Here is a 21,513-nt window from a genome sequence, read left to right as displayed (position 1 = left end):
CTCGCGGGCGGCCGGATCTCGTGCGGCCGGGCTCACACTCGCCGGGTACGTCGCAGCCGCGCCCCGCCCCGGCTTGCGCAGGGCCCCCGCCTACGATGGGTCGGGATGTCCCCCGAATCCGCGCTCGCCGCCCCGACCCGCGCGTCCCCGGGCGCCCGGCGGTCGCGGCGCGGGCCGCTCCTCGGGCTCGCCCTGGTCGCTGTCCTCGTGGCGACGCGCCTGCTCGCCCCGGACGTGGCGGGCGACGCCCTCTCGGACGCGGTGCGCGACTTCCTCACCCTCTCGATCAGCGTCGTCATCGAGTCGCTGCCGTTCGTGTTCCTCGGCATCGTCCTCTCGATCGCGGTGCAGCTGTGGGTGCCCGAGGCCGTGCTGCTGAGGATCCTGCCCAAGCGGGCGCTCCCGCGGCGCCTCGTGATCTCGCTGCTCGGCGTGCTCCTCCCGGTCTGCGAGTGCGGCAACGTGCCGCTCGCGCGCGGGCTGATCGTCAAGGGCCTCTCGGTGTCGGAGTCGATGACGTTCCTCCTGGCCGCGCCGATCGTGAATCCGATCACCATCGTCACGACCTACCAGGCCTTCGGCTGGGCCGACGGGATCCTCGTCTGGCGCATCGTCGGCGGCTTCGCGATCGCGAACCTCGTCGGCTGGATCTTCAGCCGCCACTCCGAGCCGATGAGCCTGCTCACCGACCGCTTCCGCGCTGCCTGCGAGGCGGGCGAGCGGCCCTCCCGCTCCCTCCGCGACCGCTCCCGGCGCAGCGTGCTGCTGTTCGCCGAGGAGACCGGGGCGATGATGCCGGCGCTGTTCGTCGGCGCCGCCATCGCGGGGCTGATCCAGGTCGGCGTCTCGCGCGACGTTCTGACCACTCTCGGCGGCGACCCGCTCTGGTCGGTGCTGGCGCTGATGGTGCTCGCGTTCGTCATCTCGATCTGCTCGAACGTCGACGCGTTCTTCGTGCTCTCGTTCGGCTCCACGTTCCTGCCGGGAGGCATCATCGCGTTCCTCGTCTTCGGTCCGATGATCGACGTCAAGATGCTCGCGCTGCTGCGCACCACGTTCTCGGCCGCGACGCTGGTTCGCGTCACCGTGCTGGTCGCCCTCGCCGCGGCCGTGCTGGGACTGGCGGTGAACTATGCGCTCTGAGCGCCTCCTCGCTCGCTGGAAGGGCGTCGTCCTCAGCCTGATCGGCGTCGTCTCGACCCTGTGGCTCGCGGCGACCGGCCGGCTCGGCCTCTACATCCACCCCCGCTACTTCGAGTTCTCGGTGGTGCTCGCCGTGATCGCCGGAGTGCTGCTGATCGCGGCGTTCGCGGTGGTGCCGGGAGCGGAGGAGGACGAGCACGAGCACGAGGACGACGTCGAGCACCTCCACGCCCCCGCGCCCGCCCGCCCCTGGCGCCGGGTGGTCGCGGTAGCAGCCGGAGTCGCGGTGATCGCCTCCGCCGCCGTCGCCCTGCTCGTGCTCCCGCCGGCCGCCCTCACCGCCTCGACCGCGACGCAGCGCGAGGTCAACACCAGCGCCGTCGACGCCTCCGTGACCGCCGCTGCGCCCACCGGCGACACCGCCTCGTTCAGCGTGCGCGACTGGGCGACCCTGCTGCGCCAGGGCGCGAGCGAGCAGTTCCTCGCCGGCCGCACGGCGACGGTGAGCGGATTCGTGACCCCCGACGCCTCCGACCCCGAGAACGTCTTCTACATCGCCCGCTTCGTCGTCACCTGCTGCGCGGTGGACGCGCAGCCGGTGGGCGTGCCGGTCTACCAGGCCGGCTGGGCCGACACCTGGTCGGAGGGGCAGTGGCTGGAGGCGAGCGGCGGCTTCGGCGCGAACCCGAGCGTCACCAGCGCCGAGGCGGTCGTGCTGGAGCCGGAGGCGCTCACTCCGATCGACGAGCCGGCGATGCCGTATGTCTACTGAGCGCGGCGCGACTCCCGAGCGCGGCGCGTCTCCGGAGCGCCGCACGTCGGCGCAGAGCGGGCGACGGTCCGAAGGCGGCGCGCGGCGGGCTCCCGGCCTCGACTCCGCAGGCGCCTCCCGCTTCCCACGGCTCTTCTGGGCGGTCGTCGCGGTGCTCGTCCTCGCGGTCGGAGGCCTGACCGCCGCCACCGTCGCGAAGGGGCCCCGGGTCGCCTCCCTCGAGGTCAGCACCGACGGCGTGGTCGAGCGCGACGGCTCCCGAGCCCGCCTGCACCTCGACCAGGCGCTCGAGCCCGACGCGCGCGACCGCGTCCGCGTCGCCCCGGACGCCCCGCACACCACCGAGCTCGACGGCGGCGTGCTCACCGTCACCTTCACCGACACCCTCCGCTACGCCACCCGCTACGAGATCGGGATCGACGACGCCCGCAGCGCCGCGACCGGCTCGGCCGCCGACGTCTCCGCCTCCTTCACCACGAAGGACCCCGACCTCTTCACCCTCGACCGCACCGCCGACGACCCCTCGCAGCCCGACGCCGTCCGCGTCCGCCCGCTCTCCGGAGGCGACGCCCGGGTCCTCGTCGCGGCCGACCGGATCCAGGACTACGCCGTCGTCGGCCCGGTGCTGGTCGTCGTGACCATCGAGCCGGACGACACGAACCTCCTCCGCACGGTCACGCTCGACACCGGCTCCGAGGGCGTGATCCCGCTCCCCGGCCCCGGGACCGTGCGCGAGCTGCACTCCTCGCCCGAGAAGGGCGTGCTCGGCTGGACCTTCACCGGGCAGGCGCCGTCGGGCCCGCTCGACCGCGCCCTCTACTCCTACGACCTCACCGACCAGAAGGCCGAGGCGGTCCCCGTGCTCGGGATCGACGGCGGGCCGCTGCGGGCGCGCGACTGGATGTTCGTGCCCGGCACCACCTCCGTCGTCACCCACTCGCTCGACGACACGGTGCTCCTGCTCGACCTGCTGACGCCCGGCTCGATCAGCCCGCTCGGGCAGCACGCGGAGCTGCGCGGATTCGTGCCCGGCGCGAACCGGCTCGTGGTCGCCGATCCGGAGTCGGGCTCGCTGATCGACCTGGCCGACGGCTCGGTCGAGACGCTCGCCCTCCCCCCGGCCGACGTGAGCGCGACCGCGTCGCCCGTGCAGATCCTGCTCCTCGACTCCGGGAGCTACGTCGAGCTCGAGGCCGAGTACGCGCCGGAGACGGGGGCGACCCAGTACTCCGTCGTCCGCGTCGACGCGTCCGGCACCTCGGAGGTGTTCCGCACCTCGCCGACGGGGCGCATCCGCGGCGTCTGCCTCTCGCCGAACGGGCAGTACCTCGCCGTCGAGACCGTCTCGGTCGAGGGTCGGCCGGACGACTACCCGGGCGAGCCGGGCTTCAGCGCGACCTCGACCGTGCTCGTCGACCTCGGCACCGGCGACACCGCGCGCAGCGTCAACGGTCGCTCGCGCGACTGGTGCGCGTAGGGGGCCGGCCTGACGACCGGCTCGTCGACCTGACTGATTGCTGGCGGCCCGGAAGTACCGGATCGTTCAGCAGATCATCGAGAACGACCAGCGCGCCGAGCTGAGCGTCGCGGACCGTACCGCCGCGTGGGCGCAGCTCGCGTTCGAGGGCGTGTCCGCCGCAGCGATCGCCAAGCGCACCGGCACCAAGACCGACGCGGTGAAGAAGGGGCTCGCGGTCGCGGAGTCCGCGACCGTCACGTCCGTTCTGCACGAGCACGAGCTGACCCTGGACCAGGCGGCGGTGCTGTTGGAGTTCGAGGACGACGCCGACGCCCGCGCGACCCTGATCGAGGTCGCCACCCACGACCCGGCCCAGTTCGAGCACACCGCGCAGACCCTCCGCGACGAGGCCGCGCACCAGGCGCTCCTCGCGGCGACCGCCGCCGAGTACACCGGCAACGGCTTCCAGATCCTCACCCGCTCCGACGCCTACGGCGACCAGGCGACGTGGACGCCGATCCGGCAGCTGCGCGGCGAGGACGGGAAGAGCGTCACCCCCGAGCAGGTCGCCGCCGCTCCCGGCCGCGGAGTGCTCATCGACACCAGCTGGCGCGGCGAGGTCGAGGTCACCCTCCTCGTCCAGGACCCCACCGCCGCCGGATTCACCTACGCCTACGGAGCCCCCGAGCAGCCGCAGACCGAGGAGGAAACCGAGGAGGAGGCCGCCGAGAAGTCCGCGGAGCGGAAGGTGCTCATCGCCAACAACAAGGCGTGGAACGCGGCCGAGAAGGTGCGCCGCGAGTGGATCGCGACGTTCCTCGCCCGCAAGACCCTCCCCAAGGACGCGGATCGCATCATCGCTCTCGGCCTCACCACCCACCGGTTCGCGGTGTCCTCCGGGATGACGGGCGGCAGCGATCTCGCGCACACGCTGCTGCGCATCGAGCGCCCCTCCGGCTACCGCGCGGACGCTCTCGCGGCGCTGATCGAGGGGAACCCCGCGAAGGCCCGCCTGGTCGCGCTGGCCGTCGTGCTCGAAGGTCAGGAGGCGCACACGAGCAAGGAGTCCTGGCGCCGCGGCGACGAGCGCACGGCCGAGCACTTCCGCCAGCTCGCGGCCTGGGGATACGCGCTCCCCCCGGTCGAGCAGGTCGTCACCGGCGACAGCACCCCCGCCGACGCCGCAGGACTCAGCTAGCCCACCCAGCGGGGACCGGCTCGCACCGGTCCCCGCCCCTCCTCTTCTCCCACTGCTGCACAGGAAGGCCCCACCATGACCACCACGACCACCGCACCCCGCCCCGCCCACCGCTTCGACCCGTACCAGGAGTGATCGACCTCGAAATCGGATCGCGCCGCTCCCAACTCGGCGCCCGCGGTCAGCCGAAGCACCGGCATCGCCTGCACGATCCACCTCACCCGGAAAGGGGACTTAGTTAGACCGTCTAGAAAATCTAGGCTGTGACCGCTCGATCGGCGATCCCTGGCTGCTGGTCGTTCGAGGTTGGCGCGCGTTCGGCCAACCGGCAGCGAGGGGTGCACCGACCCGAACGGTTGCACCCCTCGCTGTAATTGTGAAGCCACCAGAGCCCGTTGACGAGAGGGCCCGGAGGCGCCGAGACATTTTCGAGGGTCGATGCCGGTGAGGGTCAGGCGAAAGCGCTGCCCGCCAGCGGATGCGCGAGCAGGATCCCCGCGATGAGGACGAGTGCGGCGCTCGGCAGCACGAACTCGACGGGGCGTTTTCCGTGGCGGCTCAGCGCGGAGGGCGCCAGATGGATGAGCACGCCGACCGTGAGCAGGGCGGCGCACGTGAGAAGACCCCACCCGCCGATGAAGAGCAGACTGACTCCCGGGCCACCCGACTCGGGGATCCCGTACCAGACGGCGTCCGCGATCCAGAGTGTCGCGGCGGCGACGCCGGTTGACGCGAGAGCGACCCAGGACACAACGGAGCTAGAGCCGGTCGAGGTCGATCTCCTGGTGTCCACCTGCCGAACGCTAGGGCAGCCGACGGCGCTGGACAACGAAGCCGGAATGAACAAGAGGTGGACGTGAATCCGTCCGGCGACGGACGGCCGTGCCCCTTCAAGGAGTTGCCGGTGGACTCCCGAGCGCAGCGTCGTCGTGTCTCGTTGCCCTGCGGCAGGGAACGAGGAGCGGGGAGGGGGAGGCGCCGGCTGGTGGACCGACAGGTCGGCTTCGCTTGCAGTTCCCGCAGCGGAGGATCGCCATGCTCACCGGCGGTGCCGACTCGCTGCCCGTGAGGGGAGCTCTCGCTGAGCTGGCGGATGAGCCGATCGGCGATCGGGTTCAGCCGGTGAGCCGGCGGACCTGTTCAGCGGAGAGCTGGCGGTCGGCGAAGAGCACGACTCGTGCGGTCGGGTCTGGGCTGTGCGCGTCCGGACCCTCCCATCTGAGCGCGAGGCCGAGTCGCTCGATGGTGCGGCGGGAGCGTGCGTTGCGTTCTGCGACGACCGCGGTGACGGGCAGCTCCGGTCGGAGGCGGTGGGCGAGTTCGATGCCGGCGAGGGCGACCTCCTGCGCGTAGCCCTTGCTCCAGTGGTCGGGGTGGAGGGTGAACGCCACATTCCAGGCTGCATCGGAGAGCAGAGTGCATCCACCCATTCCGATCAGATCACGGCTGTCGATGGGGGAGTCGCGCCGGCGGATCACCCAGCTGCTGAGTCCGTCCCGTGTCCACTGGGTCCTTCGATACGCGATCACGGCCCGGGTCTGATCGGCGGAGAGATGGAGGAGGAGCGGATCCTCTTCCGCGATCCGCGGATCGGTGTACAGGCGGAACAGCTCGTCCAGGTCGGTCTCGGCGGGCCGGCACAGTCGGAGCCGGTCGGTGAGCACGTCGAGGTCCCGTGGGGCACAGGCCTGTCCGTCGCTCACGCTCATGGGATGAGGTTGCCATGACCCGACCGCTCGACCAGCGTTGAGTGCGCATGTGATCCGGTCGCGCGGAGTGGCCCGTACGCGGATCGGTGGCCGGAGGTCCTCAGTTGCTGACGTGAGTCAGAGTCCGCGCGTACTCGATCATCGGATGACCACCGAGCGGATGCGGCGCGGGATCCCCGTGAGGCTCGAAGCCGGACGCCTTGTAAAGCCCTTCCGCCCGATCGTTTCCGGCGCGGACGTGCAGCTTCAGGACGAGGTAGCCGAGCTGAGAGGCGGACTGGACCGCGTCGTCGAGCAGTGTCCGGCCGAGCCCGCGCCCTGTCTCGCTCGGTGCGACGGCGAGCAGTTCGAGCAGCGCACTGTGTCGGCCCGGACCATCGCCCGTGTCGACGGTGAGAGCGAACCCGAGGGGATCCGAGCCGATGACGGCGAACCGAACGAGAGGCCGGTGGAACTTCGCTCGAGCCCTCTCGGCGACCGCGTCGTCCTGACTGCATCCGTCTCGTGCTCTGAGTGCCTCCAGCCAGAGGTCGATGCAGGGCCCGCGATCGTCAGGCGAACCGGCTCGGATCTTCATGCGCTGAGGCTATCGAGGCAGCCATCGGACATGTTCCGAATCCGAGTCGCGTCCTCGTTGTGGACGCCGGCTCGCCGGCTGACGCTGGACAGCAGCTCGCCGAGGCGTGGTCGTGTCACCGAACGAGACGTCGGGCGAAGGACCGGCACATGCTCCGAGGGGCGGGCGTGCGCGAGGAGCGATTCGTACAGTGGAGGTATGAGTGTGATGAAGGAGACGGGTACCGCGCGGCGGAGCGGACGAGGGTGGACGCGGGCTGCGTTCGTGCTGGGCGTTCTCGCCGTCGTGTCCTACGCCGTCGGATACCTGGCGGTGGCCCACCTGTGGGTGGGCGATCCCCTGGTCATCGGAGTCGCGACCACGCTGCAGTACCTTCTCCCGCTGGCCGGCGTCCTCGTCGGTCATCAGGCGCGACGACACGTCGGTCCTCGCTGGGAGTCGACGGTGGGACTCGTGCTCTCCTACCTCTTCCTGGCCTTTGCCGTGGTGCCGGACGTCATCGGCTTGGCCGGACTGCTGCTGGCACGCTGATCGATCGACGACCCGGATCATTCAGCGGTTCACGCGATTCGCCGCCGTCTGAACGATCGGCAGCTTCTTCGCACGAAGGGTGGCGGCGAGGAGCCAACCGAGGAGGGAAGCGATTCCTGCCGTGACTGCGTATTCCGTGATGAGGCCCGCGGAGGAGGGCCAGGTCGCGTTTCCCGACGCGAGTACCAGCGCGGTGGAGGCGGCGGCGCCGATCACGAGTCCCAGACCCAGGAACGCGGCCGCCCGCCCGACGCGCGGGGTGCGGCGTGTCCGCCGGTCGAGCCAGAGACTCGAGGGAAGCCATAGGAGTGCGCCCGCGACAGTGAACGCAGCTGCTGTGCCCGCGAGGATCCCTGCTGCGGACCCGCCCGATACATCCCAGCTGCCCACAGTTCGCAGCAGCGCAAGGACCGCAACGGCAGGCCACGCCAGAATGCCCCATGCCAGTTCTCGTGTTTCCATGAGCATCATGGTCCGGCACGTCGGTGAACACGCCATGAATCAGAACGTTCAGCACTCCACGATCATGTGTTCCGTAAGGGGATGGTTGAGCGGGCCATCTTCGTCGTCCGCGTGGACTCATCCCTCCACAGGACCGAGGCACGTCTCGGGGCTGAAATCGGAGGTTGCGGTGGTTGCGTCCGGGCAGAGGCCGGTGGTCCAACCGTGATCATCCGCGTAGGAGTTGTATTCGTTTGTCAGAGAGAAGACGATCCCTGCGTTCCAGGGTGCCGTGTAGGCGAAAGAGACGACGGGATCCCCTTCATCCGTGAGAGAACTCCAGGCGAGCTCCGCCTCCTCGCCCGCTGCTGCTGCCGTGTCGAGGCATGCGACCGCGTTGATGGGCACGAGCTCGGTGTGATCAAGCACGAACTCTCCGCAGGTGTCGGCAGCGTTGCCTTCCTGCACGATCAGCGGCGCGTCGCGCAACGCGCGAGCTGCCCGGATCGGATCACCCTCCGGAGCTGGTGAACCTGAGCACGCGGCGAGCATCAGTGCGCCAGCAGCAATGAGCGCCGTAGCGGCGCAATGCCGTCCCGCCATTCCCTCGCCTGTTCGTTTCACGGCGCCACCGTACTCAAGACCGCGCCTTTGTCTACTTGCAACCGGCAGGCGGGGCCGGCACCGTCCCGTATCGGGATGGTTCACCGGGCCGATCTGGTGCCCGGCCGTGGAAGACTCGTTGGGCCGACGACAGCGGAGCGTGACGCCAGTGACTTCAGTAGTGAGCCTCATCCGCTCCAACAGCCTCTCCGGCGCAGCGCAGTATGCGTACGCCGCGACAGTTCCCGCCGGCTCGCGCATGATCTTCCTCGCCGGAGATGTTGCACTGGACGCGGTAGATCCCCTGCCCCGGAGTTGCCGTCACGTCGTCCCTAGTCTTTTCCTATGAACGCATCGAGCTCATTGCCCTCTCTTGACGGTTACCGCTTCGCGGCTGTCCGCGACACAGTCGGCGGCGAAGTAGGACCTGAGACTGTCTTCGACTACCACGAAGCGGACGGCGAGGTGTGGGCCACCTACGCCGGCGGCGCAGTCCGGCGGGGATTCCTTGTCGGCACTCGAACCGGTGACACGGTGGCGTTCCGCTACTGCCAGCTCAACGAGGACGGCGAGACCTCGACGGGATCCTGCGTCTCCGAGATTGTTCTCGACCCAACCGGGCTGCTTCGAATGAAGGAGACGTGGGCCTGGGAATCAAAACCCGGTAATGGCACCAGCGAAGTCACGGAGATCATCGTCCCTCGCCTAGCATCGGTCGTCACAGAACCCCGAACCCGACCCTTTCACGAGTCGTAGAATGAGTGACAAGTTATAGGACAACACTGCTCGGCGCGCCGCGTTTGTGGAGTTGATCGCTAAGTGGCGGCGTCTCTTGATCGTTGCGTGGCGCTAGTTGCCGATGACGAGGATGCTGGCAGCGGCTTCGATGACGTCGTCGGTGATGGTTTCGAGGTCGTTGATCTTGAGCACGCGGGCTATCTGCGGAAAGAGTCGTTCGAGTAGGCGGAAGTTGCCGCGGGTGATGCGTTCGATGGAGGCGATGGCTTGGGCGTCGGTGAAGTCGTCGGGGTCGAGGGTGCGGCCGAGGCGCTTCCAGTGGCGGTCGAGGACGAAGAGGAGTTCGTCGCGACCGAGGGCGCGGTAATGGTCGGAGAAGCCGAGGCGGCTGTAGAGCTGCGGGTAGTGGCGGAAGCGTTGGTCGATGCCGGGCATGCCGATCAGAATTATGGAGAGGTGTTCGCGGTCGTGTCGGTCGCGGAGCAGCTCGAGTGCGGTGGGTGTGAGTCGTTCGGCTTCGTCGATGATGAGTAGCTCGACGAGGTGAGCCACTGGTCGTGCTTTGAAAGGCGGGTCAGGTTCGAGGGAGCGCAGATGTTCGTCGGCGCAGAGGCCGACTTTGATTTGCCAATGGTCGATGTCGTGCATGAGGTCTTTGGGTCGGCAGAGTACTTCGGGTGTGTAGAACACGGTGCGGGATCGGTTGGCGAGGGCGTAGTGCTTGGCGTCGTGATCTCCTCGCGGGCCCCATTCGTTGATGTAGGGCTCGAGAGCGTCCCAGTTCGCATAGCGGCGGGCGGAGTTGGTCTTGCCGACACCAGCATCACCGTGACAGATGCCGATGGTTCGTTCCTTGCGGACGGCGTTGGCGAACTCGGTGAAGCGTCGGTGCTCTTTGGTCACGATGAAGGCCTGGTTCATCACTCGTCCTCTTCATAGGTGCGTAGCCGGCGCCGATGGGGAACGGGCGCGACGCTGTGCGGCTCCTCCCGGACGGTGGCGGTGGGAATGCGGTCGTTGATGACGTGCCGGAGTCGTCGTCGGCGGGCGCGGCGGGCGGCTTCGATGTCGCGGAGGCTGAGTCGGAGGTTGGGGTGAGCTTCGTCGACGGCAACACAGACGAAGGTGTCGCGGTCGTAGACCCGGATCTCTGAGACGTCACGTGGGTCATATCGAATCGTGACGGTGTGCCCGACGAAGGGTGCAAGCGTCGGGGCGAGGTAGCGCTGGCCCTGGAAGTGAATGCCATCGCGCTACACGACGCGATTCTTCGGAACAGTGAGAAGAGGCCCATCGAGCTGTTCGAGGCCGTCAGGCATACGCGGGAGCCAGCCGTCAGCAACCCATGCGTCTCGCGGAGAGGCTTCGAGCTCGCGATGCGGGCGCTCGTTGTAGGTCCTGACGAAGGCGCCGATCGCCTGGTCGAGGGCCGCCAGATCAAGTACTGGGTGGGGGCTTCTGCTGCCGGGCCCGAGGTGCCCCGGGAGGGTAGCGAGGAGTTCGGTGTTGATGGTGCGGAAGAAGCGTTCGATCTTGCCGCGGCCCTGGGGTCTGCCGACGATGGAATGGATGATGCGGATGCGCAGCTCGATGGCGGTGCGCTCGAGGTGGTGGCTGGTGAAGTCGGAGCCGTGGTCGACGTGGAGAACGTCAGGTATCCCGCACATAGCCCACGTCGGGTCGGGCTTTCTCCAGATCGCCTGACGGAGAGCAAGTGCTGTGTTCATCGCGGACGGTGCCCCGGCGAAGACGATGTAGCCGCAGATCGCGCGCGAATAGTCGTCCATCACGATCGTCAGCCACGGCCGATCGGGCGCGCCCCCGGTGCCCATGATGAGGATGTCGAGTTCGGTGTGATCCGCCTGCCACATGTGGTTGGGACGTTCGGCGCGTCGGCGAAACACCAGCTCGTGCTTGTCTCGATAGGCGGCCGGTCCTTCCAACGCGAGTGTTACGAGCGCCGGGTCTAGAGCTTGCACGATTTCCCTGACGGTGGCGTAGCTCGGCGCCGACAGGCCATGATGATCTGCTTCAGCGCTTGCTAGGCGGTGCAGCGTGGTCAGCGCTGGTCGCGGCCTGCTCAAAGCCAGTCGTTCGATGAACGCCACGAGCTCAGGCGGCGTTCGACGTACACCAGCGTCCGACCGCTGGTGCGGATCGAGAGCAGTGACGCCGCTTTCTCGGTAGAGCTGATGCCAGCGCTGTAGTGTGCGGAGGCCGATGCCGATGTCTCGTGCGAGGGCGGCGAGGGGTATCTGATCTTCGACGTGAAGTCGGAGAATTCGCCACCGCTCGTCACCGTCCATGGCATTTGCTACATGGCGGTGCTCTCGCGGCCGGCGAGGGCTTGCTGGTGACGGTAGAGGGTGGCGCGACTCCAGCCAACGAGTCGTGCTGCGTCTTCGGCGGTGCGGCCCATCGCTCGAGCATCGGAGGCGATGGCGAGCTTGTCGGCGATTACTGCAGGATCGGACAGTGGGCGGCCGAAGCGTGTGCCGTTCTGCCGCGCCGCTGCGATCCCCGCATTCACCCGCTCGACGATCAGTTCGCGCTCGTACTCGGCGAGGGTGGCCAGCATGTCGAGCATCAGCCGGCCCGTCGACGTCGCCGGATCGATGCCATCAGAGATAGACCGGACGTGGATGCCGCGGTCACGCAGCAGGTTCACCGTGTTCAGGACGTCCATCAAGGAGCGGCCAAGCCGATCAACTCGCCACACGACCACGGTGTCACCGGACTCTGCATGCTCGAGGAGCTTCTTCATCCCTCGGCGCTCGATCGCGGTCTTGCTCCCGGAGGTGACATCAGCGAACACGTCGCGCTTTTGAACGCCGACAGCCACCAGCGCGTCGAGCTGCAACTGCGCATCCTGACTCGATGTGCTCACGCGGGTGTATCCAAGAAGTCTCACTCGACCAGTGTGACTCACAAACCCCTCGCAGTCATGACCCTGAGACGGTTTCTGTTGAGACGCATTTTCGAGACATCTGCGACCTCGGAATCGCGCGGAGCCGACACCGCGACAGCGATGCCGACCGGGCGTCTCAGAAAGCTGTTGTTTTCCGAGATGCAGTTGATGTTGCAGGTACGGTGTCTCCGTGCCGAATAGTTTCGCTCCCGTGGACCCCGTCGCGCTCGCGCAGTCTTTGATCCGATGTGCTTCGGTCACCCCGAGCGACGACGGAGCCCTCGATGTCGTGGCAGGCGTACTTGAGAGCCTTGGCTTCATCGTTCATCGGCTGGACTTCGATGGCACCCCGAATCTCTACGCCCGCCGAGGAATCGACGGACCGCACCTGTGCTTCGCCGGTCACACCGATGTCGTTCCCCCAGGCTCTAACGAGTGGAGCTCCGACCCCTTCGATGCGACACTCCGCGACGGGACGATCATCGGTCGAGGTGCCAGCGATATGAAGGGCGCCATCGCCGCTTTCCTCGCAGCGGTCTCGCAGACGCAGCCCGAAGTGCTCGACCTTGGGTCGGTCAGCCTCCTGATCACCGGAGACGAAGAGGGGCCGGCCACGGGTGGCACCGTGCGTGTGCTCGAGTGGCTCGCCGATCGCGGCGACATGCCGGACTTCACCCTTGTCGGCGAAGCGACGAACCCGGAGCGGATCGGCGACGTGATCAAGATCGGACGGCGCGGAAGCCTTAACGCCAACCTGACGGTGCGCGGGTTCCAGGGGCACGTTGCCTACCCCCACCTCGTCGACAACCCGGTGCACCGCCTCATCCGCGTTCTCAACCGACTCGCCACAACACCACTCGACGAGGGGTCCGAGTGCTTCGAGCCGTCGAGTCTCCAGATCACCACGATCGACGTCGGCAATGCGGCGAACAACATGGTGCCCGCCGAAGCAACCGCGCATCTGAACATTCGCTTTAACGACCTTCATTCAGCCGAGAGCCTCGAGGGCTTGATCCGCCGGGCGGCAGAAGAGTTCGCAACCGACTTCACCCTCTTAGTCGAGGTAAGTGGCGACCCCTTCATCACTGCTGGATCGAGCCACGTCGCGCTGTTATCCGAGGCGGTAACATCCGTGACCGGGCGAACTCCCTCGTTGGATACCGGCGGAGGAACTTCCGATGCGCGATTCATCGCCCACTATGGCGAGGTCGCCGAATTCGGCCTCATCAGCAGCACAATCCATCAGATCGACGAACACGTCGTGGTAAGCGATCTGCAGCAGCTCACAGTGATTTACCGCACGTTTCTCGCGAAATTCCTGACTCGCTGAAATCCTCGGTGATCCGACGCACGCGTAGCGCGACGTCAAGGAGCGATCAAAGACTGCCGCCACAAAGCGATCAACTCCACACCCATGTGCTCATTGCTTCATTTACTCATTTGAGTTGCGGTCGGCGCCGTGCCGAAGGGGTGGTTGCACTCAGTCTACGGACGGGGCCGCCCCCGCCCTCCGATCCATTGAAGGATGCCGATCGTGACGACCGAAACCACGGCGACCAGAAGGAGGAAGGGAAGGGCACCTAGAACCAGGAACAGCACGAAGCTGTCTCCACCCTCGAGCCCGTCCATGACCGCAGCCGCGACTCTAGAAGAGTCAGGACGCCGGCGTGAGCGGCCCGGTCGTGAAGTCACTCCGACCGTCCCCGCCACAGACCTGGAAATCGGAGGGCGTGTCGATTCCCGGTCCGGCGCCGTCCGAGGTGACGAGCACCCGGACAGTCGTCGCGGTCGTCGGCGTGCAGTCGTATGCGCCGACCGCCGAGAGCTGGCCCTCCGCCTGCGCCGACTCACCCGGAGCGAGAGCCCCCGGGAACGCTTCCGCACCCGACGTGCCGGCGGTGGCGAGCTGCGTCCCATCGGCACCGAGCATCAGAACGCCCGGCCACCCGAAGTACGAGCACGCCTGATCCGAGGCGTTCGTGAGCACGATCGCGAACCCTTCCTGGCCCGCCCCGGAAAGCTCGGGCCGGTCCTCCACCGTGACCGTGAGCTGCGTGTCCCGGCACGGGTCCGCCGGCCACACCGGACCAGCCGCCGCCGCACCCGCAGTCGCGGTCGCCGCCGGAGTAGCGGGGGCGGACGACGGGGCGGCGGTCGCGGTCGACGCCGGCGCGGCGGCCGACGTCGATGCCGGAGCCCCCGCCGTCGAACCGGCGCAACCGACGAGCGCGAACACCGGAACGGCGAGCAGCAGGGCGAGAGTCGAGTGGGAGGTCCGAGTCGTCGTCATCCGGCGAATCTACCTTTGACTGCTCACTCCCAGTGCGAGACGACGGGCGGCGGGACTTCCCGCTCGTGGTTGAGCACTCGAAAAGCGATCGCGAGGACGACGCAGACGCCGGCACCGATCAATGCGGCAGCGCCAGCCACCGTCATCCACAGCGGTTGGACAGCCGAACCGTCCACGCACAGCGGATTCCACAGGAAGCTCTCGGAGCTGGAGTAGCTTCCACGAACCTCGCACGCCTCTGCCGGATCCCACATGTAGAGAGAGGACATCAACCCGAGAGCGGCGGCGAAAACTGTGAAGATCACGGCGAAAACGAGGGGGATCGCGTGATCCGGCCGAGGAGACTGTCTAACGCTCATCGGGAGGGTGCCCCCCCCCCCGGAGTTGCCATCTCTCACCACTCATCGCCCAGCTTGCGGAGCCCGTTGTCCTCCGGCAGGGTTTGGCGCGAGTAGTCGTGCAGAACGTCGGGCGACGCAATTTCCTGTCCGTCACGTTCAACTTGACGGCTGGCCGCAATGACGACGCATGTCACGGCCACGATCAACGCCGCAGCAGTCGACAACGTCATCCATATCGGCTGAACGGTTGAACCATCTGAGCACAGCGGGTTCCAGAGGAACCCCTCTCCCGTCAGGCTGCCTCCGCCGCGGGTCCTGCACGTCTCGCTCGGGTCCCACATGTAAATGGAGGCTACGGCTCCCAGGGCGGCTGCAAGACCGCCGAAGACCAAGGCGAGAACGATGGGCGTCGCTGCACTCGGTTGCGGGGGCTCTCCAACGTTCATCGGGACATCATGCACTGCACTCCGAAGGATTGATCAAGAGCCGGAACGCCAGGCCCGGTATCGAGTACCCGCGGGGGGAGGTCATCGCGCCGCGACAGTGAGGTTCAGCTCTTCACCGACGCGCAGAATCTCGTCCGAAGGGAAGCGGAACGGGTTGAGGTAGAACAGGTCATCGGCCGTCATGCCGAATCGTGCCGCGACGTCCTCCGCGAGGTCGTTGCGAGCGACCGTGTACGACGTCGGCATTCCGTCCGTCGATGTCGTTTCGCCACGCGCTGCTGCACGCGGCCCGGCGTCCTGGGCGACGAGATCACTGCGTTGAGGCTTCACGCTCCATTGGACGTCAGCGACAGCAATGATCCTCATCGAGCAGTCGGGGTCGTTCTGGGGCTTGGTGGTGATGACGAGCTGATCGATCGCTGTCGGGTCGCCGTGGAACTCTGCGAGGTTCCGCCAGGCCTTGTAGGGCTTCCCTGGCTCCGCATCCGCGAGACCCATTGGGAAAGCAATGTCGAAACAGGTGGCGCCCTCATCGATCGGGTCCAGCGCTGCCATGACCGCAACGGAACCTGAGGAAGATGCGGTCGCGGCGGGAATGTCGAGCTCGTCTGATGCCAGAGCCAGCCGGCCATCAGCCGCACTCAAACGGATGCTGCCGGCCGTCCCATCGCTCCCCGTGAACGTTGCCACGCCAAGGTCACCGGTCAGTGCGGCGTCGGAGCTGCTGTCTGTGGACACCGGAGGCGGAGCCGGCGGTTCAGGCTGTGGCGTGCATCCCGTGACGACGATCAGGCATGCTGCGATCGCGACCGTTTTTCGCGCCTTCGAGAATGTCCCCACTGGCTCAGGGTAAGCGACGTCCTCGCTCTTCCCTTGGTCGTGCGGTTGGGGCGACTGGATGGAGTGGTCGCGGTTCCCTCCGCTGAGGCCAGCTAGGGGCTACAGCGCCTTGCTAGGGTCCGGACTTATGGATGAGCCCCGAAAGCGCGGACACCCGCTCGTCGTCGCGGGAGCGACGATCGCGGCTGCAGCCGTCCTCTGCGCTTTCGTGTACTACGCCGATCTGGCCGTCTTCCGGACCGAGGGGGACGTGCCGGCGGCCTCGGCCATCGACTTTCCGGCCGGAAGCGAGCTCGTCAGCGAGACCGTCGAGTGCGCCTCCGGTGGATGCTGGCGGCTGTTCTCGGTGCGCCCGCCCGACGCGATGACTCCCGAGCAGCTGTCGAGCGAGCTCGGAACGACGCCGCAAGCGCGCATCGCAGGAACGCTTTGGGACCCGCGCACCATCACGGTCAGTTCCGCCATCGAGGGACCTCTCCTGAAGGTGCGGGCCGATTACTGGTCCCAAGAGTTCATCCCCTAACCACGCGCGCGAAGCGCGGTGCACCGCCGGCGTGACACGGACCAAGGAACGGGCGCTGCATCCGTTCCGTATGGGGATGGTTGGCCGGGCGCCTAGACGTCTGCGGACAGCGGTATCGTCCCGCGAAGCCTGTGGCGGTGAAGCTCGCACCGTCGATCATTACTCCGACGTTCGGGCCGGAGGACATCAGCGCGGGATGTTCCTACTGCGCTCGGAACTGGCGCTGGTCGCTGCAGTAGCAGTGATGGCCGCGAGCGGCTGTCCTGCGGAACGCTGCCGCCCGCGCCCGCGCGCGGAGCGTCCCGCGCACCGGGCTGGTGCGGGGAACGGCCCTCCCGCAGACGCCAACTTGCAGCTCGCTGCCACGAACACTGTCCCACTGATGATCTTCGAAGGGCATGTGTGTCCCGCTGCCAAGCCCGGGTGTCGGCAACACCCAGGGTTGTATTGCCGAGCTATGCGGAGTAGACCTAGACGTGCACGACGACCGCTCACAAGCGGTGAGCGCGGGGACTTGGATGAAGGTCGTAATAGTCATGCACACCTCACGAAATCGGTCCGCTGGCAAAATCGCCACGGTGTTCGTTGCGCTCGTCCTGGGTACGGTTGTCGCACCTGCCGCTCAGGCTGACGTACCAGGACTGAACACTCATTCCTGCGACGGACAGACGTACGACCACTCGCTCGGCAGCTACAGCAACGACCAGGGGGACTTGCCGCTGCGTTGCGGAAATTCCCGGTTCGGACTGAATCACATCATCGCTCGCGGCCACTTTGACGCGGACACCAACTTCGATATTCAGCAGACACTCAGCTACGGCCTCTACGCACCCGGGAGCTCAGGCGTCTAAGACGCTCTACGACGCAAACTGCACACCCGTCTACTTCGTTCTCTTCGGATATAACGCCTACAACGGCTCCGATCCCCTCGCTAACCCCATCGGCATCGTCAACGCCTACAAAATCGACAGCACCATAAACACCCGATCTACCAGCATCACCACCGCCGCACCCATCATCCAACCGCCCTACGGGACCGGATGCCCCGTCTACACCCCGATCGAGAACGATTGAACGACACCCGCGACCTCGCCGACGTCGTGGGGTGGATGCGCCGCCACTACCCCACCCCGTACGACGTCATCGCGGCTACCGCAACCCACAGCTCAAACGGATGGAGCGTTGACACAACCATTCGAGCTACACCCACCTCCACTGACGAGGTAGTGAATCTCGACCAGTGGGACCCTGCCGCAATCGATTCCCTGACCACCGGAGGCGACCTTGCAGTCGAAGCCTTCGCGCTAATCTTGCACGCCAACCTCATCGAATGGTGGGATACGGAACGACCGAAAACGTCGACGCGATACTGAACCACTAAACAATGTGACGAATCAAGCATAAGATCCGAGCAGACACCCCCTGCGAGGCGACGGACGGAAAGCAGCTGATTGCTCCGTTGAGCGGCTCTTCACCGGCACGCCGACAGCATCACGGGCCGCCGACCGACTCGACCCTTCCCTCGGCAGCTCCCAGAACCGCGCCACCCCGGGCACGCTGCTTCAACTTCGATCCCATCGCCAACACTCCGACTCACGGTGGTATTGCAACGACCGGCTGAACCCAAGTCCCCCTAACGGACACCTCCGGAGTAGATGAGGACAGCCGCTCCGGCGTCGAGGAGCCTCTCCGGCCCCTGTTCGATGCGCGAGGATTTGGACATGCGTACCGATAGGGAATCGCTCTCCGCGTCGAGCGGGAGCCTCGCGCCCGCAGCGCGAGGCTCCTCTGACCCGGCCCGGCTCGAACGGGCTGCCACCCTCACCGTGCTGCGGGCAGGACACCCCCTTACTGGATTAGGGGTGCCTTGGGCGGGCGCATTCGACGGTAGTGCGGCGCGAGCCTCGGAGGGCTAGTGCGTCGATGCGTCCGGCGTCCGATGAGGGGTCGTCATCCGGCCGCCCAGGATGGCCGCGCATGAGACCGGAATCTCGCGGCGCTGTTTGTCGCAATAGACCCGCCCGATGAGATGCCCGATGGTGGGGCGTCAACTGACACACTGAGCGCACGGTCGCTCGTGGGATACGCCCGCGTCTCAACCGACAAGCAGGATGCGACCGCTTAGCGGGACGCGCTCCGGGCGGCCGGCGTCCCATCCGATCGGATCTACGCCGACTTGGGTCTGACCGGCCGGAACCGCGAGCGTCCCGCGCTACGAGAGGCGCTGCCTGCGTGCGACGCCGGATCGACTCTGCTCGTGACGAAGCTCGACCGGCTCGCGCGGTCCATCACAGACCCTCGCGACATCGTTGATGAGCTGACCCGCCGCGGCGTGAAGCTCAGCATCGGGGGGTCGGTCCACGATCCGGAGGATCCGATCGGCCGGCTGCTGTTCGACGTGCTCGCGATGGTCGCGGAGTTCGAGGGGGATCTGATTCGTGCCCGCACTCGTGAGGGGATGAAGGTCGCGAAGGCCAAGGGGCGTCTGCGTGGCCGTCAGCCGAAGCTGTCGCCGAAGATCGAGGCGCATCTGGTCGCAGAGCATCGTGCCGGGAACTGCACCGTTGCCGAGCTCGCGGCGGAGTTCAAGGTCGCGCGGTCGACGGTCTATCGGGCGGTGCAGCGAGCTGATGCGCGCGCCGCTGGCGCTGTCGCCCTGGCGCCGCCGACGGAGGGCGCATGATGTCGGGGGCGGAGAGGGTACCTGCGCTGGTGCCGGAGAGGGTGGAAGTGCTGCCCGGTTGGTCTGCGCTTACACGTGTTCTCAGCACCGGGTGGGGAACTCTCGCCCAGGCGATCGCCTGTATCTGGCTCTTCGTCGGGTTCGCGGTCCTTCCTCCGGGATCGCGTCTGCCCCTTTTCGTGCAGCTGGTGCTGTTCTTCGCCGCTCTCGCTTGGTCAGTGATCTGTCTCGCGATCGGCACGTCCAGGGTCACCGGTGAGAAGGAAGCCGGTTACACGACCCTGGGGCTCGGGCGCATCACGGTTCCTGCGGTCGATGCGAGAACGGGCGTCGTCCTGCGGGCGGCAGGCGAGCCGCACTGCCGACTCGTCGACCGGGTCCGGCCCCCCACCGCCGAGGCGTCCGCCGCTCAGTCGAACCGCGCGCCCTCCGGCCGCGGCGGCAGCACGAACAGGATCAGCAGGAACACGTAGCCGGCGATCGGCACGAGGATCGCGAGGATCCACAGCCCGCTGCGGTTCACGTCGTGCAGTCGCCGCCAGATCAGCGAGAGCGACGGGAGGAACGTCGCCAGGGCGATCGCGCCCGCGGCGAGCGACACCCAGAAGGTCTGGAACGGCGCGCCGCTCGGGTACGGGGTCAGCATGAAGTCGAGGCGCCACGGACCGCCGTCGGCGAGCTGCAGCAGCCCCGTGAGGACGCTGCCGAGGAGGATGATCCACCAGTACTCGGCCCGGCTCGCCCTCCCGCGGAAGCGGAGGTAGTTGCCGAAGAAGCGGCGGAGCGCCGCCATCGGCGGAGCCCCGTAGTAGGGGAGGGTCAGCGGCGGCTCGAGGGTGCTCGGGCTCATCGGATTCCGTCTCTCATCCCTCGACCGTAACCCCTGCTCCCCGCGGCGCCGCGTCGGCCGTGCGGACGACATCCCGGTGTTCGCGCCGGAGGAACGCCGCCGTGTCCACGAAGCCGGAGGCCGCCGTCTTCACAACGGAGGAAGAACGTTCCAGCTCGAGCGTGAACACGCGGATCGGCGCGCGCCGGAGCACGTTCTACCTCCGTTGTGAACACGATCAGCGTGTAGGAACCGCCTCCGCCCGCACCGCCGCCGTCGCCCGGGCGTCGACGATCAGGCTGACGACGAGCCCCACCGCGACGATGACGATCGCGACCCACGGCAGCACGTCGAGCCCGCTCGCGTCGATCGCCAGTCCGCCGACGACCGCGCCGCCGCCGATGCCGATGTTGAACGCCGTCGTCTGGAGCGCCGCGGCGAGGCTCCGCAGCTGGAAGGAGGAGGTGCGCAGCATCCGGGTCTGCAGCATCGCCGGGATGCCGCCGAACGCGATGTTCCAGACCACGGCGGCGACGACCACGGCCGTGGCGGCGCCGGTGCCCGCGGCGACGGCCAGGCCCGCGAGCGCCAGCACGACCGCGATCGCGGCGACCACGAAGCCCGAGCGGGGGAACCGGTCGGTCGCGAAGCCGGCCAGGACGAGTCCGACCGCCCCTGCGCCGCCGAACGCGAAGAGCACGAGCGGCACCGTGTCGGGGGCGAAGGAGGCGTTCTCGAGCCAGGGCGTGATGTAGGTCGAGAGGGTGTTCTGGCCGATCAGCACCAGCAGGATGACGACGCAGACGCCGATGATGCGGGGGAGCGTCCGGTCCTTCCGCGCCGGCAGGCGGATCTCGCCGGTCCGCAGCGGGATGTGGTGGTCGACCGCGGGCAGGAACTTCACCACGATCAGCGCGAGCACGAGCACGACGCCGCCGAGGATCGCGAAGGTGGGCCGCCAGCCGAACGCATGCCCGAGCGCCGTGCCCAGGGGGACGCCGAGGACGAAGGCCGCGGATCCGCCGCCCGCCGTGATCGCGGTCGCGCGGCCGAGCTGCTCCGGAGCGACGAGATGCGCGGAGTAGGCGGCGACGATCGCCCAGAAGAGGCCGTGGGCGAGCCCGCCGAGGATGCGCGCGCCGATGAGCAGCCCGAAGGTGGGGGCGAGCGCGGCGAGGACGTTGGCGACCGCGATGGTGCACAGCGCCACGAGGAGGAGGCTCTTGCGCGAGAAGCGCTGGGTCACCAGGGTCAGCGGAGTCGTCGCGACGACGACGGTCGCGGCGAAGATCGTGACGAGCTGGCCGGTGAGCGAGATGCTCACGCCGAGGTCGCGCGACATGTCGGGGATGAGCCCGGTCGGGAGGAACTCGCTCGTCACGGAGACGAAGACGGCGCCGGCGAGCGTGAGCAGGCCGATCCAGGGGAAGGCGGGGGCTTTCGCGGTGTCCTGAGGGTTCACGGTGTCCTGAGGTCGGGGGC

General features: G+C 67.6%; 21 protein-coding genes and 2 pseudogenes. 9 read left to right on the top strand and 14 right to left on the bottom strand.

The window, feature by feature from the left end; all coding sequences use genetic code 11:
* The first annotated feature begins 105 nt into the window (after window positions 1-105).
* From C5C55_RS12030 to C5C55_RS12015, 4 genes are read left to right on the top strand one after another with little or no spacing between them, the layout of a single operon-like run.
* Entirely contained in the window at window positions 106-1,143 is a 1,038-nt protein-coding gene (locus C5C55_RS12030; RefSeq protein ID WP_104234070.1) for a permease, read from the top strand.
* Window positions 1,133-1,915, top strand: coding sequence for a TIGR03943 family putative permease subunit (locus tag C5C55_RS12025; RefSeq protein ID WP_104234069.1), 783 nt, complete (start codon window positions 1,133-1,135; stop codon window positions 1,913-1,915). The genes C5C55_RS12030 and C5C55_RS12025 overlap by 11 nt, the downstream gene beginning before the upstream one ends.
* Window positions 1,905-3,392, top strand: a complete 1,488-nt coding sequence (locus C5C55_RS12020; protein ID WP_104234068.1) for a hypothetical protein — start codon at window positions 1,905-1,907, stop codon at window positions 3,390-3,392. The genes C5C55_RS12025 and C5C55_RS12020 overlap by 11 nt, the downstream gene beginning before the upstream one ends.
* 37 nt (window positions 3,393-3,429) lie before the next feature.
* On the top strand, window positions 3,430-4,572 hold the full coding sequence (locus C5C55_RS12015; RefSeq protein WP_104234067.1) for a hypothetical protein: 1,143 nt from the start codon (window positions 3,430-3,432) through the stop codon (window positions 4,570-4,572).
* 451 nt (window positions 4,573-5,023) lie between these two features.
* Here the strand turns inward: C5C55_RS12015 and C5C55_RS12010 are convergent, their stop codons facing one another.
* The 3 genes from C5C55_RS12010 to C5C55_RS12000 all read right to left on the bottom strand — a co-directional run bounded on the left by C5C55_RS12010 (window position 5,024) and on the right by C5C55_RS12000 (window position 6,858).
* The gene (locus C5C55_RS12010; RefSeq protein ID WP_104223378.1) at window positions 5,024-5,323 is read right to left on the bottom strand and encodes a hypothetical protein; all 300 of its coding nucleotides are present in this window, start codon (window positions 5,321-5,323) and stop codon (window positions 5,024-5,026) included.
* A gap of 364 nt (window positions 5,324-5,687) precedes the next feature.
* Window positions 5,688-6,281 (bottom strand): GNAT family N-acetyltransferase, encoded by a 594-nt coding sequence (locus tag C5C55_RS12005; RefSeq protein ID WP_104234066.1) that lies wholly within the window; start codon window positions 6,279-6,281, stop codon window positions 5,688-5,690.
* A gap of 100 nt (window positions 6,282-6,381) precedes the next feature.
* Window positions 6,382-6,858: a GNAT family N-acetyltransferase gene (locus C5C55_RS12000; RefSeq protein WP_104223376.1), complete on the bottom strand. Its 477-nt coding sequence runs from the start codon at window positions 6,856-6,858 to the stop codon at window positions 6,382-6,384.
* A 198-nt stretch (window positions 6,859-7,056) separates the two neighbouring features.
* On the opposite strand from C5C55_RS12000, the gene C5C55_RS11995 reads away from it, so the two are divergent.
* The gene (locus tag C5C55_RS11995) at window positions 7,057-7,389 is read left to right on the top strand and encodes a hypothetical protein (RefSeq protein ID WP_104234065.1); all 333 of its coding nucleotides are present in this window, start codon (window positions 7,057-7,059) and stop codon (window positions 7,387-7,389) included.
* A 21-nt stretch (window positions 7,390-7,410) separates the two neighbouring features.
* Here the strand turns inward: C5C55_RS11995 and C5C55_RS16350 are convergent, their stop codons facing one another.
* Together C5C55_RS16350 and C5C55_RS11990 are read right to left on the bottom strand one after the other, a co-directional pair.
* Window positions 7,411-7,860 carry a hypothetical protein gene (locus C5C55_RS16350; RefSeq protein WP_104317404.1) on the bottom strand — a complete coding sequence of 150 codons (450 nt, stop codon included), beginning with the start codon at window positions 7,858-7,860 and terminating at the stop codon, window positions 7,411-7,413.
* A gap of 108 nt (window positions 7,861-7,968) precedes the next feature.
* A complete protein-coding gene (locus C5C55_RS11990) occupies window positions 7,969-8,454 on the bottom strand; it encodes a hypothetical protein (protein ID WP_146080945.1) in 486 nt (161 codons plus the stop codon).
* Between the two features lie 324 nt (window positions 8,455-8,778).
* Here C5C55_RS11990 and C5C55_RS11980 point away from each other — a divergent pair, with 324 nt between their 5' ends.
* On the top strand, window positions 8,779-9,189 hold the full coding sequence (locus tag C5C55_RS11980; protein WP_104223373.1) for a hypothetical protein: 411 nt from the start codon (window positions 8,779-8,781) through the stop codon (window positions 9,187-9,189).
* A 93-nt stretch (window positions 9,190-9,282) separates the two neighbouring features.
* Here the strand turns inward: C5C55_RS11980 and C5C55_RS11975 are convergent, their stop codons facing one another.
* The 3 genes and pseudogenes from C5C55_RS11975 to C5C55_RS11965 all read right to left on the bottom strand — a co-directional run bounded on the left by C5C55_RS11975 (window position 9,283) and on the right by C5C55_RS11965 (window position 12,082).
* Entirely contained in the window at window positions 9,283-10,092 is an 810-nt protein-coding gene (locus tag C5C55_RS11975) for an AAA family ATPase (RefSeq protein WP_104234063.1), read from the bottom strand.
* Window positions 10,092-11,477, bottom strand: a pseudogene (locus tag C5C55_RS11970) (Mu transposase C-terminal domain-containing protein). The gene C5C55_RS11975 and the pseudogene C5C55_RS11970 overlap by 1 nt, the downstream one beginning before the upstream one ends.
* Window positions 11,478-11,485: 8 nt before the next feature.
* Window positions 11,486-12,082 carry a recombinase family protein gene (locus tag C5C55_RS11965; protein WP_104234062.1) on the bottom strand — a complete coding sequence of 199 codons (597 nt, stop codon included), beginning with the start codon at window positions 12,080-12,082 and terminating at the stop codon, window positions 11,486-11,488.
* Between the two features lie 208 nt (window positions 12,083-12,290).
* Between C5C55_RS11965 and dapE the strand changes: the two genes are divergently transcribed.
* Window positions 12,291-13,409, top strand: a complete 1,119-nt coding sequence (gene dapE, locus C5C55_RS11960; RefSeq protein ID WP_219813010.1) for a succinyl-diaminopimelate desuccinylase — start codon at window positions 12,291-12,293, stop codon at window positions 13,407-13,409.
* Between the two features lie 324 nt (window positions 13,410-13,733).
* Here dapE and C5C55_RS11955 read toward each other — a convergent pair whose 3' ends face one another.
* From C5C55_RS11955 to C5C55_RS11940, 4 genes are all read right to left on the bottom strand, one after another.
* Complete coding sequence (locus tag C5C55_RS11955; RefSeq protein WP_104234060.1) at window positions 13,734-14,369, bottom strand: DUF4232 domain-containing protein; 636 nt, start codon at window positions 14,367-14,369, stop codon at window positions 13,734-13,736.
* Between the two features lie 23 nt (window positions 14,370-14,392).
* On the bottom strand, window positions 14,393-14,674 hold the full coding sequence (locus C5C55_RS11950) for a hypothetical protein (RefSeq protein ID WP_104223367.1): 282 nt from the start codon (window positions 14,672-14,674) through the stop codon (window positions 14,393-14,395).
* Window positions 14,675-14,763: 89 nt separating this feature from the next.
* Window positions 14,764-14,940: a hypothetical protein gene (locus C5C55_RS16650; RefSeq protein ID WP_181027276.1), complete on the bottom strand. Its 177-nt coding sequence runs from the start codon at window positions 14,938-14,940 to the stop codon at window positions 14,764-14,766.
* A 297-nt stretch (window positions 14,941-15,237) separates the two neighbouring features.
* Window positions 15,238-15,996: a LysM domain-containing protein gene (locus C5C55_RS11940; protein ID WP_146080944.1), complete on the bottom strand. Its 759-nt coding sequence runs from the start codon at window positions 15,994-15,996 to the stop codon at window positions 15,238-15,240.
* Window positions 15,997-16,123: 127 nt separating this feature from the next.
* On the opposite strand from C5C55_RS11940, the gene C5C55_RS11935 reads away from it, so the two are divergent.
* On the top strand, window positions 16,124-16,519 hold the full coding sequence (locus C5C55_RS11935; protein WP_104234057.1) for a hypothetical protein: 396 nt from the start codon (window positions 16,124-16,126) through the stop codon (window positions 16,517-16,519).
* 2,029 nt (window positions 16,520-18,548) lie between these two features.
* A pseudogene (locus C5C55_RS11930) lies at window positions 18,549-19,202 on the top strand (recombinase family protein).
* A gap of 409 nt (window positions 19,203-19,611) precedes the next feature.
* On the opposite strand, the gene C5C55_RS11920 reads toward C5C55_RS11930, so the two are convergent.
* Together C5C55_RS11920 and C5C55_RS11915 are read right to left on the bottom strand one after the other, a co-directional pair.
* The gene (locus C5C55_RS11920) at window positions 19,612-20,052 is read right to left on the bottom strand and encodes a DUF805 domain-containing protein (RefSeq protein ID WP_181067847.1); all 441 of its coding nucleotides are present in this window, start codon (window positions 20,050-20,052) and stop codon (window positions 19,612-19,614) included.
* A gap of 217 nt (window positions 20,053-20,269) precedes the next feature.
* Window positions 20,270-21,513: MFS transporter (locus tag C5C55_RS11915; protein ID WP_219813009.1), on the bottom strand; the 1,244-nt coding region annotated here is incomplete at its 5' end.

It is taken from the genome of Rathayibacter sp. AY1C2, assembly GCF_002931195.1.
Classification (GTDB): Bacteria; Actinomycetota; Actinomycetes; order Actinomycetales; family Microbacteriaceae; genus Rathayibacter.
This window is presented reverse-complemented; position numbering and strand designations above follow the sequence as displayed.